Genomic DNA, 17,041 nt, shown 5'->3' on the forward strand with positions numbered 1-17,041 from the left:
GGAGTTTAAAGTCGCTGTGTAAATTCAATGTAAAGTGGCGTAAATATGCCCATAATAGTTGAACCTCAAATTGTTTTACTTTTGTTTTACATTGATAGGTTATAGTGGCATTTAAGTTGGCAATATTGAGTAAATAGGAAAACTAGATGGCAAACATACTAGTTGTTGAAGACGATTTTGACATAGCAAAAGGGATTGGTGAGTACCTTGAGATCTTTGATCATGAGTTGGACTTCGCTTATACCGGGAGACAAGCACTCAGTATGATTAGTGATAATGATTACGACTTAGTATTGTTAGATATTAATTTACCTCACATTAGTGGTTACGATCTTTGCCAGTCATTATTGATTGAAGGGCTTGCCAGCTTGCCAGTCATCATGATGTCTGCAAATCAAAGCGAAGCTGATATTTTAAAGGGATTTGAATCAGGCGCTTGGGATTACTTAAAAAAGCCATTTTCATACGCCGAGTTAAATGCACGGATGACTGTTGCACTGAGTAAAGTAAAGGTCACTCAATCCACTGGTATACAAGTAAAAGGTTTTAAATTAGATATTAAAGCTCACTTATTGACTGATAACAAAGGCAGGTCACTCCAATTACACAGCATTGGTTATACATTAGTGAAATTAATGATGGAATCATCTCCGCACCCAGTTGCTAGTTCAACACTAATTGATACCCTTTGGCCCGATGAGCTACCTCAAAGCAACCCACTAAGAGCCAATATTTATTCACTTCGTAAACAAATAAAAGATACATTCCAACAAGATATCATTCATAACGTAAAAGGTGTGGGGTATAAGTTTGATGTGGAAATATAAACGGACATTAGCGAGCCGAGTCACCTTATGGATTACCTTAATGTCTTTAGGTTTATTTATAATCCTTTCATTTTTGACACTGTTAGTCACATTAAGCGCTGAAGACTCAATGATCCACAATGTTCTTCGTCAGGTTAATCAAAAAGTGCTTCCACTTAATGGCAAGGTTAAACGCATAAGTTATCAGCAATTAATCGATATGAGATATCCGTACATGACCAAAGAAGAACTAGCTACTAAGGTGGGTGGGTTTGGCGAGTTTGAAGTGGATGATACTTATTACCACTTTATGATTTTGGAAGGTAAAGTATTATTACTTGATAGCAGTGAGTTAATTGTTGATCAAGCTCGCATAAATAGAATACTCAAGATGTTAGCTCAAGCCTTCATTCCTTTTTTATTATTCTCCTTGTTTCTCGCTAGGTTGATCAGTAAACGGGCGTTAAAACCATTTTTCACTCTAAAAAGTGGTTTTCTAAATCCAGATAAACAAGCTGTCGACCTCGAAAAAATCAATCATCAAATTAAAGAAACAGACGTAAAAACTCTCGTCAATGAACTAGCGATGATCTTAGCGCAAAAAGAACAAGTGTTAGCCCAACAAATTACCTTTAATCAGGGCATGAGTCATGAATTGAGAACGCCTTTACAGGTAATGGAACACTCGGTAGAGCTTATAGGTTTAAAAGATCCAAATCTCGCACAACAGGATGTTTATGTGCGCTTACTAAGCGCAGTAGGACGTATGAAACGCATAAGTGAAGCCATGTTGTGGCTTAACTCACAGTCAGAATTCAATCATCCACTACAAGTCAATCATGTTTTAGTTAAAATAAAACAAGATGTGCTGAAAACCTTTAATAATCATGGTTTAACGTTAAATATTGAGGAACAAGATAAACTGCTGTTATCGGTGCCAGAGGAAGTATTTGAGTTAATCATTTATAGTTTAGTAAACAACGTAATCCGCCATGGCAAGGATGACGATGGCACTAAAACGCTTACTATTAATATTACTGAAAACGGCATATCCTTTAGCAACCTTGTTGATCAAGATGCAAGCAAACAACACAATTCAACAACCAACTTCAAGCTTGGTTTGTTATTAGTCAGCAAACTTTGCCAACGCTTTGGGCTAAACCTCAATATTGAGACAGCACAAGGGCAATTTTTAGTGCGAATTAATAAACGAGTCTAAATAAGTAATGTATTTAATTTGTAGTAGGTAAAGCTCTTTCATTCGATCGTTTTGTTGTCAATCATATACTCTGAATAATTGAGTTGTTTTCAGTTAGGGTGAAGGGCTCTCCGTGCCAAAAGCGGTTGATCGGCTTAACGCGTTTCTGTCCAATTGTGAGTTAGGGTGAATATTCATTCCTTTATGCTTTCCTCTCGCGTCGGTCAACGCTTTAAAAATAACTCACCATCTTCTAAGGTATACACAGTTTGTGCAATATTAATGGTTTCTTGTCGATGTGCGATGAGTATACGAGTCATATTTAATTGCTGTATTTGTTCACTGATCTGTTTTTCATTATTACTGTCTAAATGACTTGTGGCTTCATCCATAAATAATACTGCAGGTTTGCAATATAACGCTCTGGCTAATAATACTCGTTGGATTTGGCCTCCGGATAAATTTGACCCCATATCACCCACCACTGAATTAAAACCCATAGTCATGTTTTGAATATCTGCAGTGAGATTGGCTAATTGAGCGCAACGCTCTATATGAGAATAATCAGCCTGTGGATCAAAAAAACTAATATTGTCGGCAATAGAACCAGATAATAAAGTGTCATCTTGCATTACCGCAGCAATAGATTTTCTATAGTGTTTAAGGCCAACCTGATTAATGTCTCGACCATCCAACAATACTTTACCGCTGGTAGGCTGTAACAAGCCAAGCATGATCTTCATTAAGGTTGTTTTGCCAGCACCCGACACGCCTGTGATGGCGATACAGTCACCTGAATTTAAGGTTAAATTAATATTGTGTAAGATACTTTGTTGCTCATCGCCATAACTAAAACAAACATTTTCCAGTGTTAATTGCCCTTTGATATTATTGAGATCACCAATACCTTCCCTGTTTAGCTCTTGTGGTGATAAAGCGATATCCGCGATTCTGTCTAAGTGTAATCGCATCATTTTAAACTGAATTACCTGTTCAATCAGTGTGGTATAACGTTCTGTGAGTTGGTTTTTATAAGCAATAAAGGCCAGTATCATGCCAATGGTTAAGCTGTTTTCAATCACTAACAAAGCCGCAAAATAAATCACTAACACATTCTCTAAACCAAATAACAACTTGTTAAAGGAATCAAAACTTATTTTTAATCGGCCAAGTCGGATCTCGCTATTAATCACTTCTGCATATCGGTTTTGCCAAATCCCTTGCTGCTGAGATTCGTTGCCAAATAACTTGATGGTTTGCATGGCGCGTATGTTTTCTAAGAAGTTGGTTTGTTCTTTTGCTGAATTCTGAATGAGTTCTTCTGTGGCCAAATGCAAAGGTCGATATAAAACTAATCGCACTATGGTGTATAACCCTGCCGCCAAAAGTACGACAAACGTTAATTTAACGGAATACAACAACATCATGATCAACACAGTAATAGCCATGATCCCATCTACAAAGGTTTCAACAAAACCCGTCGTGATCCGTTCTCTAATTTGAGCCAACGAACCAAATCGTGAAACAACATCGCCAATATGGCGAGATTCAAAATAAGACATAGGCAAACGCAATAAATGGGACAACAAATTCACGCCCATTTGCATATTTAACACACTTGATAAACGCAAGATAAGCCAACTTCTCACCGCATTGGTGAATACCGATAATATTGCGATTAATGCAAATCCAATGGCTAAAACCATCAATAACGGTTTATCAAAACTCACCAGAACTTCATCCACAACCCACTGCATATAATACGGGGTCATCAACACAAATAGTTGTAATACCATAGACAGGCCTAATAACTTAATGAGGCCAGATTTTAACCCGGACATTGAACTCCACAATTGAGAGAGTTTCATCCTTTGTTGTTCTTGTTTTATTTCAAATTTACTTGTGGGCGTTAACTCCAAACATATTCCGGTAAAGTGCTTACTAAATTGTTCTAAATTCAGAGTACGCTTGCCACTGGCTGGATCATTAATATAGAACTTGGCTTTTTTGTCTCGCCCGGAAACTTGCGTTAACACAACAAAATGATTCATATCCCAATGTAGGATGCAAGGTAGATTCAGCTTATGAATCTCATTTAATGGACATTGCAGCGCACGACTCGCTAGACCTAAACTGTCACCAACTTCAATAAGCTGCTGTAGATTCATGCCTTTTAAGTTTGCACTGTAACGTTTACGCATAGCTTGTAAATCAAGCTTATGGCCATGATAACTAGCAATCATCGCCATGGAAGCTAAACCGCATTCTGCAATTTCTGCTTGTAAAATAAGTGGAACTGTTCGTCCTACTGAAAATTTAATTAAGTTGATCGGTTCATTTTGACTGTCATCCATGCCCATATCCTTAGGTTAATTAACGTCCTATAACACCAATAAAAATAAAACTTCCCCTCTATGCGTATTTAAGACATATGAATTAATAGTGCATTTAAATGTCAGCATGTGTTGTTGATTCTTGTCGCGAATCAGGATCATCTTCTATTTGAATTTCGCCACAAACTGAAGTGTCATCGTATGAATAGTTATTCCAAAAACAGAATTCATCCCATTTTTTATCTGTATTCAACTCAAACATATCCATAAATTTTCTCAAAGTTAAAAAGCCCCAATCTGGTACAAAGTTATATTCCACAGAGGTTACAGTTCTTTTCATTTCAAGTGGCAATTGGGGAGACATAGGATAATGAAACCAAGGCCTTTTCATTTCAAACATCAGATTATGGAAAGTTAACCAAAACGGCCGCCCTTCCGGTGAAAAAGCAAAATCAAATGCATGTAACTCAGCATCATCGGTTTCAATTAACTCATAAGATTCAAATATTAGCGGCACTGTTTTACGATAATCTTGGAATTCAAATTCGTACTCCAGGTCTACTAAAATTTGGTTTTCATCAATAAATTCGGTCATATCTGTTTCACTGACAATCCGAATACGCCAAACGTTATAATCCGTGATGAACAAAGCGCCGGTATAAAACGTTTTATTAAAATGCTCAGGGTAGTTATCTGTAACAATTTTAGGTTGCGCCCGATAAAATTCAGTACCATAAATGAAGGTGTTTTTAGCAACTTTCCCCATAGTGCTGCACGAGCTAATGACAAACAGCAGTAATATTTTGATCAGTAATTTATAAATCATAATTCCCTCTACTTTTTCTATTTATTACAAGATTAAAAAATCAATTGTTCGCACCTTGCATTGCATCAAGGTCATCCTCAATCCGAATATCGCCACACACTGAAGAGTCGTCATATTGATAGTTATTCCAAAAACAGAAGTCTTCCCAGCGTCTTTCTGTATTTAATTCAAATAACTCCATAAATTCTCTTAATGAAAGGTATCCCCAATTAGGAGCATAATTGTAAAGAATCGACTCTATTTCACGTTTAATATTCGCAGGTAATTCGGGTGAAACTGGGTAGTTAAACCAAGGCTTTTCCATTTCATAAAAGTGATTTTGATAATCTTTCCATAATGACTTACCGCTATTAGAGAATGAAAAGTCATAAGCATAATATTGTTCATTATCTTGTAACACCTCTATTTTTTGTTCAAATAAAAGCTCAACAGTCATTCGATGAGTTTCAAAGTTCAGCTCATATTCAAGTTCTGTAAACGTCTTATTATTCAAGAAGTACTGTTCAAGATTAGCTTTTGAATGAAGACGCACCCTCCATTTTTCGTAATCCGTTGTTAACAATTCTGATGTAAAAAATGTTCTTTTCATCCAATCAGGGTAATTAGTTCTAATTGACTCTGGTTGTACTGCATATATTTCTTTTACAGAAATAAAACTAACTTTTGCAACCTTCCCCATAGTTGAACAAGCACAGATGGACATAACGAGTATTACGTTAATCATAACCTTGTATATAAAACGTCCGTTTAAGCTATACATTCCAGTTCACTTTAGAGTCCATCAGTTGGTGGTGACTTTGATTATTTCAGGTTCATCTTCAATTTGTATATCACCACACACTGTTGAATCATCGTAGGCATAGTTATTCCAAAAACAGAATTCATCCCAGCGTTTTCCATTCCTGCTGCTATATAGAACCATAAATTCACGAAGGGTTAAAAAACCCCAATTAGGAACGTATGCATATTGAATTGAATCGATATTTCGTTTTATTTCCGGTGGTAATACAGGTGAGATAGGGTAATTAAATGAAGGTAGATCACGTTTAAAAAAATGATCATGAAACGTTACCCAAAAATCTTTACCCTCAGGGGAAAATGAAAAGTCATAAGCATATAAAGCCCGTCCATCACTTTCTAATAATGATTGAGATTCAAAAATTAAAGGGACTGACTTACTGTAATTCTGGAAATCCATTTCATACTCTAAATCCACGAAAATACTATTATTTTCAATATATTCAGTAATGTCCTGAATAGATAATATTCTTAATTTCCAAACATCATAATCAGTAATAAAAAGAGCACCTTTAAAAAATGTTTGCTTGAAGTATGTTGGATAATTATCCGTTATCACTTTTGGTTGTGCGTTATAAAATTCAGTTCCATATTTAAATGTACCTTTAGCAACATGCCCCATTGTGCTACATGAACTGATCACAAGTAACAGCAGTATTTTGATTAGTAATTTATAAAACATAATTCCTTCTATATTTTCCATTTATTCTTAACAACGCTTAAAATTAATTTTTAGCACCTTGTATTGAGTCTGGATCATCCTCTATTCGGATATCTCCACACACTGAAGAGTCGTCATATTGATAGTTGTTCCAAAAACAAAACTCATCCCAACGCCTACCTTGCATACCTCTGTATAACTCCATAAATTGTCTTAATGATAAGTAGCCCCAATGTGGTACAAAGTTATACTCAATCGAATTAACATATCGCCTTACTTCAATAGGGAGAGTTGGTGAAACAGGGTAATGAAACCAGGGCTTCCGCCTCAGAAAAAATAGCTCATGGAATTCAGACCAAAACTCTTTACCCTCTTGAGAGTAAGAGAAATCAAAGGCATATAACTCTTTATCATCAACATTTATAATAGAAAAAGATTCAAATACTAATGGTACTGTCTTGCTATAAGTTTGAAAGTCCATTTCGTATTCTAAGTCAACATAGATTTCGTTACTTTCAATGTAATTGCTCATATCATTTTCAGAAACTATCCTTAACCGCCATTCATTATAATCAGTTACAAACAATTCAGCGGTATAAAACGTTTGATTAAAGTATTTAGGATATTGATCTGTTACTACTTTAGGCTGAGCTTTATAAAACTCAGTTCCAAATATAAATGTTCCTTTAGCAACACTTCCCATGGTGCTACATGCTAATAATTGAAAACTTAAAAACAAAATAGAAGATAATTGGGCTAACTTGCTCATGATTCTCTCCGAAATAAATAGGCTTTTTTATAAAAAGCCTATTTTTAAAATAATCTTCGTTTATTTATTCAAATAATAATTAGCGAAAATTGAAAAAATCCAAACAATTGCTAGTGTTTCTGCAATTCCGCCTGATACTTCTTTTGTTTGTTCAAATGTTAATTCTTGCATTTTGTATCTCCTTATTAATTTCTATTGTCATACCAAATTAAAAGCATACCTATAATCGCTACTATAGCCACATCAGCTAAGCCCCCATTCACTTGTTCTACTTCATTTACGCTTAATTCACGCATAATTTACTCCTTGTATCCGACATAAACTTTTATACAAAAGTCTGTCGGGGTTGTTTATTAACTAACACAGTATTAATCACTGCAATTAGCCCTTAATTAAGCTGGTATTAGTTGCTCTTGCCAAAGATTAACTAGGCCAGCCACATATTTCCCAACAGGTGTTTTACTACCCACAACCTCTTTAGAAAATCCTTTTAAATGTGTTAACTGATTCGCCCTTTTAGGCTATAAACAGGTTCGAATAACCACTCGATTAATGTGCGTTGCTCTAACATAATGTCGGCTTCAAATAACATTCCGCTGATAAGGTCTATTTGCTTACCGTAAGCAACAAATTGTTGATGTTCTAACTTAGCTCTTAGGCGATACATAGGTTCATTTAATTGCACAGGCAACTGCGCTTCATTAGGTGAAATTAAGGCTTTATCTATTCTAGTAATTTGGCTTTGTATAAATCCAAAACGTTGATATGGGAATGCATCAAATCGTAACCGCGCAAATTGCCCTGATTGAACAAAACCAACTGAACGAGTCGGTAATAACAATTCAGCCACTAGTTCGCTTCCCGCTGGTAGAATAAACATGAGTAATTTAGATGTTTGCACAGCTTGCCCTTCAACAACTTGTACTCCGGTTACTGTGCCATTATGACTGGCAGTAACGGTATATTCGTAATTACTGGTTAGTTGCGAAATTTGACGATCAACTTCCACTTTTTGACGGTTAATAGTATTAACTTGTAAGGCGTATTGCTGAGGGGCTCTTGCTAAATTATATTCCGCTAAGTTCAGCTCTTTTCTTTGCTGTAATAACAATCTAGTTATATTTTTTTGTTCAAGCTGAACGCTTAATAATGACTGGAGTTGGTTATCTTTTTCTAACTCAGATAAATAACCATTATTATTTAACTTACGAAAGTCACCTTGTTGATTCTGCAATAACGTAAATTTTTGTTGAGCCAATAATAATTGTTCTTCGAGTGCAGCTTGTTCTTTAATTAATGATTCTATATTTTGTTTTAGGTTAAGTACTTGCTGTTTTTGCAGGGAATGATGTTGCTTGAGCTCATCGTCGAATAATAAGGATTGTCTATTTAACTGTGCTATTAACTGTTGGCTGACAGCAATGCCTTCATGATTATTTTGTTGTACTCTCAAGGACACTAATATTTGCCCTTTAGTTACCTTGTCACCCTCTTTGACCCATACCTTTTCAATTGTGCCGCTCTGATTTACCAAGCTTTTGATCACGCCTTTATTAGGCATTAAAAAGCCACGTACGGTTTCTTTGCGGGAGTACTCGGCAGTAAAAAGAAAAACAATAATAGAACTAGCGATTAACAATATTGAGATAACGGTGAGCTTAAGAGACATAGGTTGAGTTAACACAATTGCGCCAACTAACCGCCCATTTTGATGTGAAATAGCTTCCTTTCTAAATAAAGACATATCTGTTCCTGACTGTCATTTTCCTAATAAAGGTAATTATTGTATGAAAAATGACTTTGTCAAATTTATTGTCTACTTTTTAATCATTTATTGTTTTAACGATAATCTCCTTAATGTTTGGTAAGAAAACAATTTAATGAAACTTTATTAATTTATCTGTGCTTTTTTGAGTATTGTAATGTATCAAGTTGATAATATTGGTAAAAAACGTTCCATTTCCACTTATATAAAGCTTAACTTGCCCATATCTGTTAACGCATTTAATTTTAAGATTATATTTGGTATAAATAACATACAGCTTTTGTATTCTCCAGTTGAGGCAAATTGTGCGTAACTTTTCTAAAATAAAAATACCTAGAGTTCTACCTTTGATATTTTTTTCATCTCTTTTTCTCACTGCATGTGCAACAACATATCAATATCAAGATATAGCATCATAGGTTACTGTACCGACTAATTTAGCTACTAAGATTGAAAAGCGTTATTCAATTTACTCAAAAAAGTACTTAATTGAACTCCCAGAGTCTAGGCCCGTTGGTAATAATGCTTACCGTTATATAACGCCAAGTGAGTGCAAATATATTAACTCTTTTAAAGGTATTATTTCACTAAATGAATATCAGAATGTGCTTAATATATTACGCCCATACCATGCAGCAATTGATCTTCTCTCTAGAAAAAAATCAAATTATTCATTCAAACGTTTAAGCAACATTAAACAAGACAATTTAAACCGACTAAACAAAAAAAGAGACGCCTTGATAAGCCAATTTTCCAAAGAAAGGTTAAAAAGGGAGCCAGCACTGAAACTCGCTAACCAAATAAAAGTGATTGAATATGAGATTGACTATATCCAAAACGCACAATTATTGGATCCAAGAAACTTAGTCAAAGATCATAGGGAGTTCAGGAAATCCTACCAAGTTATGCTGGATAACGCTGCTGATAACATCACTTCATTTACGGAATCTGGGATATCCGGATTAAGGACATTATCTAACATAGAAAATGGGGTATATAACTCCAGCTCAAATTGTGTCAAATGGAAGCCAGATTTGTTAGCTAATTACCCCAATCGTAATGAATTGATTCGAGATATTGAATCACAGCCTTTTCACTCTAATAAGTTTGAACAGGCCTTGTTTGAGAAAATGAAAGCAATTATCAAAACATCATCTAATGAAATTAACATATACGTGCAACAAATTAATAAGCCAATTGGTTTATTCCCAGCATTAATCCCGTTTAGAGGGTACGAAAGAAGTAAGCTCATCACCAAAGCTTTAGAAGAGGAAGGCATTATTGATAAGCTCAATATCAAATTAATAACTCTTAGAAAAGAAGCAGCGATAAAGAATAAAAAAATAAAAGAAATACACAAGAAAAAATATGAACAGAAAGAACGTAACAGAGAAGCAGAAATCGATGCACTGTTAGAAAAAATTGATTAATTACTACTGATACCATGAGCTTGCTTAACCGAGATGGATTTTAAGGCGCTATGAATATTAAACTCTTATTATTGTTTTTTTTAACGGTTAATGAAGCGTATGCCAAGTTTCATATTTCTGATCCTGTATTAATTATTAACGAAAACAGTGTCAGTGTTTGGCCAGACAATTATAAAAAGCCAGACAGGTATATCAGTTTGATGTACCAACAAGGACAAGAAAATACCTCGGGAAGCCTTATTGCAAAACTAGACATTGACGTTTATGGAAAGGTGCAAAAATGCCAAACACTTTATAAAGACGATGAAGACTTTGATTTAGATATTATTGAAGGGACCTGCAGAAAGTGGCGTTTTGATTTATCTACTTTTACGGATACCACTCTCCCCAATAGTTTCATTTTTGGCTTAAACTTTGGCACAAAAAAAATGAAACTTCCTGCAGAGGCTTTATCAAAAGCAAAGGAAGTAATGAAAACGTTACCTATCGCAGATTCCTCATATGTTGAACAAGCTGAGAGGTTATCATTAACGCCACCTAGGGGCGTTCAAGATAATAGAACAATATTTGGTGTATTTGTTGACGGAATAAAAGATGATTATACTGAAGACGTTATTGAATATTTAACCAAAACCTACTATTCAAGGTCACGTGACGTTTATAATTGTACGGACAATATCCCTTGCAACCTCAAACTATATACCAGAGATGAAAAACAAGTTGCTGAATATCTCATTTCAAACGACTTGTTTTATCGAGTTGAAGAAGGTGATAACAACAGTGGTGCAATTACTAAACAGAACTTTTCAGCATTCAGAGTGGTTGCTTACCACCTATCACGGAATAACAAAACCATCATTAAGTACTTTTTAACTCCCTATTTCCATAGTTTCCTTCAAAGAATGTATGTTGCATTTTCTATGGGTTATGCAAGATCATGTTTACAAGATAAAGACATTTATCATTATGTAGAAAAATATAAAAAAACAACGAGACGAGCTTTAACCGGTACTATAATTAGCTCTCAAATATACACTAGCCACGACTTTAAAATTGACCGAGCTTTCAAACAGAAAATATTGTCGAATTACCTCGATTATGTCCCTTTAAAAGACATTGCTATGGGAATGAAACCTGTTTCTATTGGTCTCTTTTTTAAAGATGAAAATATCGGCTGCGATTCTGCTGAAGTCAAAAAAAGTTAGATTTTTATTATTAAATTATAATATGTGGTCGTGAGTATGAAGGCGATACATAAAATTTGCCAAAAATGGTTTATATGTGTCAAAAACGCAAAAAGCCACTAAGTGGCTTTTCTATAATGATTAAATTGTTGTTTTACTATTCGTCTGCTTTTTTCACACGGATAGGTTTGCCGCCTAATACAGTGCCGTTCAATTTAACGATAGCTAACAACGCTTTTTTATCATCAGCAATCTCAACAAAACCAAAACCTTTTGATTTTCCAGACATTTTGTCTAACACTAAATTACAATATTCAATGTCACCAAACTTGGAGAATACTTCAGATAATTCGTCCTCGGTGGTAGAACGTGAAAGGTTACGAACTAATATTTTCATCTCTGAGCCTTGCTTTTGTTGTGGATAATATCAATAGTTGTACATTGTCCCAGACAAAGCAACATATGCCAAGTAATAACCATTGGATCAAGACCTAAAGTGCATTGGGTTAATTATTAGCACTTTCAATTTAACCTCCGTTACATTACGATTCTTACCATTAAAGACAAACAATATGCGCTAGATGACTTTCTTAGTATCCCAAAAACGATTCTTCAGCCTGTGCAGTATATTATTGTTTATTTTATCCTCTACGACCCTGCAAGCTAATACAGACATTAAAATTGCCGTAGCCAGTAACTTCCATTACAGCTTGACTCAATTATTAAAAAATTACCCTAAAAACAAACAAATACAGTTTAAGTTATCTTCCGGCTCTAGCGGTATGTTGTACGCTCAAATTAAACAAGGTGCGCCATTTGATTTGTTTTTATCGGCCGACACTGTTCGCCCGCAATTACTTGAACAAGATAAGCTCACCCTTTTCCGACAAACTTATGCGCTGGGTAAATTAGCCTTATGGTCAAATAAACTAAACCTAAATAAACACCATTCAAATAAATCAGGCTCGAACAAAACTAACTACATTGAGGTTTTACATTCCAATAAAGGAAAATTAGCGTACGCGAATCCTAAGCTTGCTCCGTTTGGACTGGCCGCAGAACAAGTATTAGCGTCACTAAAGCTCAAACACAAAAATACAATTTTAGGCAATAATGTAAATCAGGTGTTTCAGTTTGTGAATACCAATAATGTGGATTTAGGTCTTGTTCCTTTATCTTTATTAATTCAAGCACAGCAACAACTCAAACAAGAAAAATATAACCATTATTGGTTGATCCCAAACCAGCATTACCAAACCATTGAACAGCAATTAGTAATATTAAAACGCAGTAAACATATCCATGAGGTTCATCGATTAGTAGAATACTTATTATCACCAACCGTGCAATCTAAGTTAGAAAAAATGGGTTATACAGCCGTTTCGACATCATTAGCAGGAAACAATAAATGACCGACTGGTTTTCTGATGCACAAGCCCTTTGGCTAACTATCAAACTTGCGGGTTTAACCGTCATTTTATTGTTATTTATTGGCATACCTTTAGCTTGGTGGTTAACTAAATACCAAGGCAAATTAAAACCTATATTTGAAGCTTTGGTTGCCCTGCCTTTAGTATTGCCCCCAACGGTTTTAGGGTTTTATCTGCTTGTGGCCTTTTCCCCTGACACTTGGTTTGGCTCGTTTTGGTTAAGCTTAACTGGTGAACAATTGGTATTTAGTTTCAGTGGCATTTTGTTAGGTTCGTTAATTTATTCATTGCCTTTTGTAGTACAACCTCTCATGGTTGGTTTTTCTCAATTAGGCCATCAGTACGATCAAGTCGCGTCGAGTTTAGGGGTTCCGCCCTTTAAACGTTTTGTATTTTTGATCTTACCTTTAATCAAACCAAGTATTATCAGCGCCGCAACATTAGGCTTTGCCCATACCTTGGGTGAGTTTGGTTTAGTGTTAATGATTGGTGGTAATATTCCAGGCGAAACACAAGTATTGTCTATTGCCCTATATAACCATGTTGAAATGTTAAGTTATGACAAAGCACATAATTTGGCGCTAGTCTTATTGTGTTTTTCTTTTGTCAGTTTGACCTTGTTATACAAATTTAATAAATCTTTTTATACGTTAAATAAATCATGAATACGCCAATAGAAAATTCGCATATATCTAGTAATGATGATTTACACATCAAGGATCAGCGTACATTGAAACAAGCAGATGTTTCATTACAAGCTACTTCGCTACAAGCTTATACACAAAAATCTGTTTCTCCGTATTTGTCTTTAGATATCGACGTAATCCTGCCTCTATCACAAGGTATTGTTGGCATATTTGGCGATTCTGGCGCGGGGAAATCTACGTTATTACGCACGATTGCAGGTGTGGATACAGGTTTAAAAAAACAAATAGAATACAAAGCGCATTGGCAAGATCAGCGTATTGATAAACTTCCCGCAGATCAAAATCCGTGTTTATTGCAAACGCAACAAGCGCAGCTTTTCCCTAACCTTACGGTACTGGCAAATTTAACTTTTGTAATTAAACATTCATCTTGGACTAGTTCATGTCCGTTTAGTTTTGAGCAAGTGATTGATTGGTGTGGTATTCAACATTTGTTGAACCAAACCAGTACGAGCTTATCTGGTGGCGAACAACAAAGAGTGAATCTAGCCCGAAGCTTATTGTGTGGCAAACCTATTATTTTGTTAGATGAACCTTTTTCAGCATTAGATTGGAATACCCGAACAGAGCTGCTGAGTTTGCTTGTACAGTTACAGCAAAACTATCAACTCTATTTTGTCATTGTGAGCCACTCATTGAAAGAACTCGCACTTACGACAGACAATTTAATCGTGATTAAAAACGGTAAGGTTAGTCAAGTTGGCGTCAGTGAAATATTAATTCCAAAATTAACGACCACTAGTAACCAAACCGTATTTTCTAAATTGGAACTCAGTGCACCAACCCCATTGCCACAACATCATCTAACTCAATGGCAGTTAACTAATGGTCCTAACTCTGAACAAGACAATACATTGGTCATCTATTGCAAAGGTTTGGAGCAGAACCAACTTACTCACAAGACAATTATCATTGACGCTAATCGTATTAGTTTGTCTAAACAAGCTAACTTATCCAGCAGCATGTTAAATCACTTACCCTCACAGGTTACCGATATTAACATCATCGATATTCAACACTTGCAACACTTAGTATTGGTGTCATTAGACATTAACGGCCAAACCCTGCTTGCCGAAATATCACAATTAAGTTTAGAGAAAATGAACTTGGCTGTTGGTGATGACGTATTTGTACAATTTAAAGCGGTTTAATTAACTTTAATTGCCAATTTATAAACTTAAACAGTTGGGCATTAAAGGTAATTCATATACCATTTACCACTTGCAGGTTTGACACCAAACATCCCCCAATTTAACGAGATATCAACCTATTATGATCTTTTCTTTTTTCGAAAGACTAACCACCCCTTTCCCTAAAAATGACAACCTAAAACCGCCTACAGGTATATTTGCTTTTTTAATGCATTACTCAAAAGGAATGTTATTAGCTGTTTTCGCCGTTGCAATAATGAGTGCCCTGATCGCGGTTTTAGAAGTCTCTTTATTTGGTTTTTTAGGGCAACTCGTTGACTGGTTGTCGACTCAGGAGCGAACCACTTTCATTGCCAATAATGAATCTACGTTAATTTGGATGGGCTTATTAGTTTTAATCGGACTGCCATTTATCGTTATTCTGCAATCTTTGGTAACGCATCAAACTCTGATGGGTAATTACCCGATGAAAATTCGCTGGCAAGCACATAGTTACTTGCTTGCACAAAGCTTGTCGTTTTTTCAAAATGAATTTGCCGGGCGGGTCGCTACTAAAGTAATGCAAACCTCTCTAGCGGTTCGTGAAACCGTGATGAAAGTTGTCGATATTTTAGTGTACATCGGTGTTTATTTTATCTCGATTGGGGTATTGGTTTTTAATATCGACTGGCGTCTAGCAACACCATTATTTGTTTGGTTCATCGTATATGTCTTAATCTTAAGAACCTTATTACCAAGACTTAAAAAAGTATCACAAAAACAAGCGGATGCTCGATCTTTAATGACTGGACGTATTGTCGATAGTTATACCAATATTTCAACAGTTAAACTATTTTCTCATACCAACCAAGAAGCCGAGTATGCCAAAGACAGCATGGATGGTTTTCTACAAACCGTATATCCACAAATGCGCTTAGCAACTTGGTTATATTCCGCAGTTTGGATCAATAATGCCATTTTAATATTCACAATGGCTTCAATGTCTATTTACTTGTGGCTACAACAAGTTGTCACACCCGGGGACATCGCAATAGCCATCAGTTTATGTTTACGTATAAACAGCATGTCACAATGGGTAATGTGGGAAGTGTCGGCCTTATTTGAAAACATAGGCACAGTACAAGATGGTATAAATACCCTAGCCAAACCGATAGAAGTGCAAGATATTAACAACGCCAATGACCTTAACATTCAACAAGGCGCAATAGATTTTAGAAACATCACATTTAATTACGATGAAAAAAATCGAGTGTTTGATCAATTAGACATCAAAATAAAACCTGGTGAAAAGGTGGGTATTGTTGGTCGTTCTGGAGCTGGTAAATCTACCCTAGTGAACTTGTTATTACGTTTTTATAATCTCGATAAAGGCGGTATTTATATTGATGGGCAAAACATTGCAGAAGTTAGCCAACGTAGCCTTAGAGCTAACATTAGCATGGTGACGCAAGACACTTCTTTGTTACATCGTACTATTAAAGAAAACATTGCCTACGGTAAACAAAATGCTCAAACCGATGAGATTATTGAAGCGGCAAAAGCAGCAGAGGCTGACGAATTTATTGCTAAGTTAAGTGATAATAAAGGTAATACCGCATACGATGTTCAAGTGGGCGAACGAGGTGTGAAACTGTCCGGTGGACAACGCCAGCGTATCGCGATTGCTCGTGTGATATTAAAAAATGCACCTATCTTAATCTTAGATGAAGCCACTTCAGCACTTGATTCTGAAGTAGAACAAGCCATTCAAAAAAGCTTAGATAACCTGATGGAAAACAAAACCGTACTTGCGATAGCTCACCGATTATCCACTATCGCACAAATGGATAGATTGTTAGTATTAGATCAAGGCAAGATAGTTGAGTCGGGAAGCCATGCAGAACTACTTGAGTTAAATGGAATTTATGCCAAATTGTGGCAACATCAAACCGGTGGTTTTTTAGGGTTGGAATAACATTCTAAAAAACCTTTAGTTAACTCTAA

16 protein-coding genes are annotated in these 17,041 nt (G+C 35.6%); 8 read left to right on the forward strand and 8 right to left on the reverse strand.

Features of this window, described 5'->3' with window-relative positions; all coding sequences use genetic code 11:
• Positions 1–146 precede the first annotated feature (146 nt).
• The gene (locus RT723_RS10660; RefSeq protein WP_315947054.1) at positions 147–827 is read left to right on the forward strand and encodes a response regulator transcription factor; all 681 of its coding nucleotides are present in this window, start codon (positions 147–149) and stop codon (positions 825–827) included.
• Positions 814–2,025 (forward strand): sensor histidine kinase, encoded by a 1,212-nt coding sequence (locus RT723_RS10665; RefSeq protein WP_346432573.1) that lies wholly within the window; start codon positions 814–816, stop codon positions 2,023–2,025. The genes RT723_RS10660 and RT723_RS10665 overlap by 14 nt, the downstream gene beginning before the upstream one ends.
• Positions 2,026–2,228: 203 nt before the next feature.
• On the opposite strand, the gene RT723_RS10670 is transcribed toward RT723_RS10665, so the two are convergent.
• The 7 genes from RT723_RS10670 to RT723_RS10700 all read right to left on the reverse strand — a co-directional run bounded on the left by RT723_RS10670 (position 2,229) and on the right by RT723_RS10700 (position 9,135).
• The gene (locus RT723_RS10670) at positions 2,229–4,358 is read right to left on the reverse strand and encodes a peptidase domain-containing ABC transporter (RefSeq protein WP_315947057.1); all 2,130 of its coding nucleotides are present in this window, start codon (positions 4,356–4,358) and stop codon (positions 2,229–2,231) included.
• 94 nt (positions 4,359–4,452) lie between these two features.
• Positions 4,453–5,163, reverse strand: coding sequence for a hypothetical protein (locus RT723_RS10675; RefSeq protein ID WP_315947059.1), 711 nt, complete (start codon positions 5,161–5,163; stop codon positions 4,453–4,455).
• 40 nt (positions 5,164–5,203) lie between these two features.
• Entirely contained in the window at positions 5,204–5,923 is a 720-nt protein-coding gene (locus tag RT723_RS10680; RefSeq protein ID WP_315947061.1) for a hypothetical protein, read from the reverse strand.
• Positions 5,924–5,944: 21 nt separating this feature from the next.
• Positions 5,945–6,643 (reverse strand): hypothetical protein, encoded by a 699-nt coding sequence (locus RT723_RS10685; protein WP_315947063.1) that lies wholly within the window; start codon positions 6,641–6,643, stop codon positions 5,945–5,947.
• A 43-nt stretch (positions 6,644–6,686) separates the two neighbouring features.
• Positions 6,687–7,391 (reverse strand): hypothetical protein, encoded by a 705-nt coding sequence (locus tag RT723_RS10690; RefSeq protein WP_315947064.1) that lies wholly within the window; start codon positions 7,389–7,391, stop codon positions 6,687–6,689.
• Positions 7,392–7,576: 185 nt separating this feature from the next.
• Positions 7,577–7,687 (reverse strand): class IIb bacteriocin, lactobin A/cerein 7B family, encoded by a 111-nt coding sequence (locus tag RT723_RS10695; protein WP_315947065.1) that lies wholly within the window; start codon positions 7,685–7,687, stop codon positions 7,577–7,579.
• A gap of 203 nt (positions 7,688–7,890) precedes the next feature.
• Positions 7,891–9,135 carry a beta-barrel domain-containing protein gene (locus RT723_RS10700; RefSeq protein WP_315947066.1) on the reverse strand — a complete coding sequence of 415 codons (1,245 nt, stop codon included), beginning with the start codon at positions 9,133–9,135 and terminating at the stop codon, positions 7,891–7,893.
• Positions 9,136–9,761: 626 nt separating this feature from the next.
• Between RT723_RS10700 and RT723_RS10705 the strand changes: the two genes are divergently transcribed.
• The gene (locus tag RT723_RS10705) at positions 9,762–10,586 is read left to right on the forward strand and encodes a hypothetical protein (RefSeq protein ID WP_315947068.1); all 825 of its coding nucleotides are present in this window, start codon (positions 9,762–9,764) and stop codon (positions 10,584–10,586) included.
• A 50-nt stretch (positions 10,587–10,636) separates the two neighbouring features.
• Positions 10,637–11,791: a hypothetical protein gene (locus tag RT723_RS10710; RefSeq protein WP_315947070.1), complete on the forward strand. Its 1,155-nt coding sequence runs from the start codon at positions 10,637–10,639 to the stop codon at positions 11,789–11,791.
• Positions 11,792–11,927: 136 nt separating this feature from the next.
• On the opposite strand, the gene RT723_RS10715 is transcribed toward RT723_RS10710, so the two are convergent.
• The gene (locus RT723_RS10715; RefSeq protein WP_216054056.1) at positions 11,928–12,167 is read right to left on the reverse strand and encodes an RNA recognition motif domain-containing protein; all 240 of its coding nucleotides are present in this window, start codon (positions 12,165–12,167) and stop codon (positions 11,928–11,930) included.
• A 184-nt stretch (positions 12,168–12,351) separates the two neighbouring features.
• Here RT723_RS10715 and modA point away from each other — a divergent pair, with 184 nt between their 5' ends.
• From modA to RT723_RS10735, 4 genes are all read left to right on the forward strand, one after another.
• Positions 12,352–13,182: a molybdate ABC transporter substrate-binding protein gene (gene modA / locus RT723_RS10720; RefSeq protein ID WP_315947072.1), complete on the forward strand. Its 831-nt coding sequence runs from the start codon at positions 12,352–12,354 to the stop codon at positions 13,180–13,182.
• Complete coding sequence (gene modB, locus RT723_RS10725; protein WP_315947074.1) at positions 13,179–13,865, forward strand: molybdate ABC transporter permease subunit; 687 nt, start codon at positions 13,179–13,181, stop codon at positions 13,863–13,865. Before modA ends, modB begins: the two co-directional genes overlap by 4 nt.
• Positions 13,862–15,058: an ATP-binding cassette domain-containing protein gene (locus RT723_RS10730; RefSeq protein WP_315947076.1), complete on the forward strand. Its 1,197-nt coding sequence runs from the start codon at positions 13,862–13,864 to the stop codon at positions 15,056–15,058. Before modB ends, RT723_RS10730 begins: the two co-directional genes overlap by 4 nt.
• Before the next feature lie 124 nt (positions 15,059–15,182).
• Positions 15,183–17,012, forward strand: coding sequence for an ABC transporter ATP-binding protein (locus RT723_RS10735; protein ID WP_315947190.1), 1,830 nt, complete (start codon positions 15,183–15,185; stop codon positions 17,010–17,012).
• Positions 17,013–17,041: the final 29 nt, after the last annotated feature.

Origin of the sequence: Psychrosphaera aquimarina, assembly GCF_032461525.1 — a bacterium.
In the GTDB taxonomy this organism is placed as follows: Bacteria; Pseudomonadota; Gammaproteobacteria; order Enterobacterales; family Alteromonadaceae; genus Psychrosphaera; species Psychrosphaera aquimarina.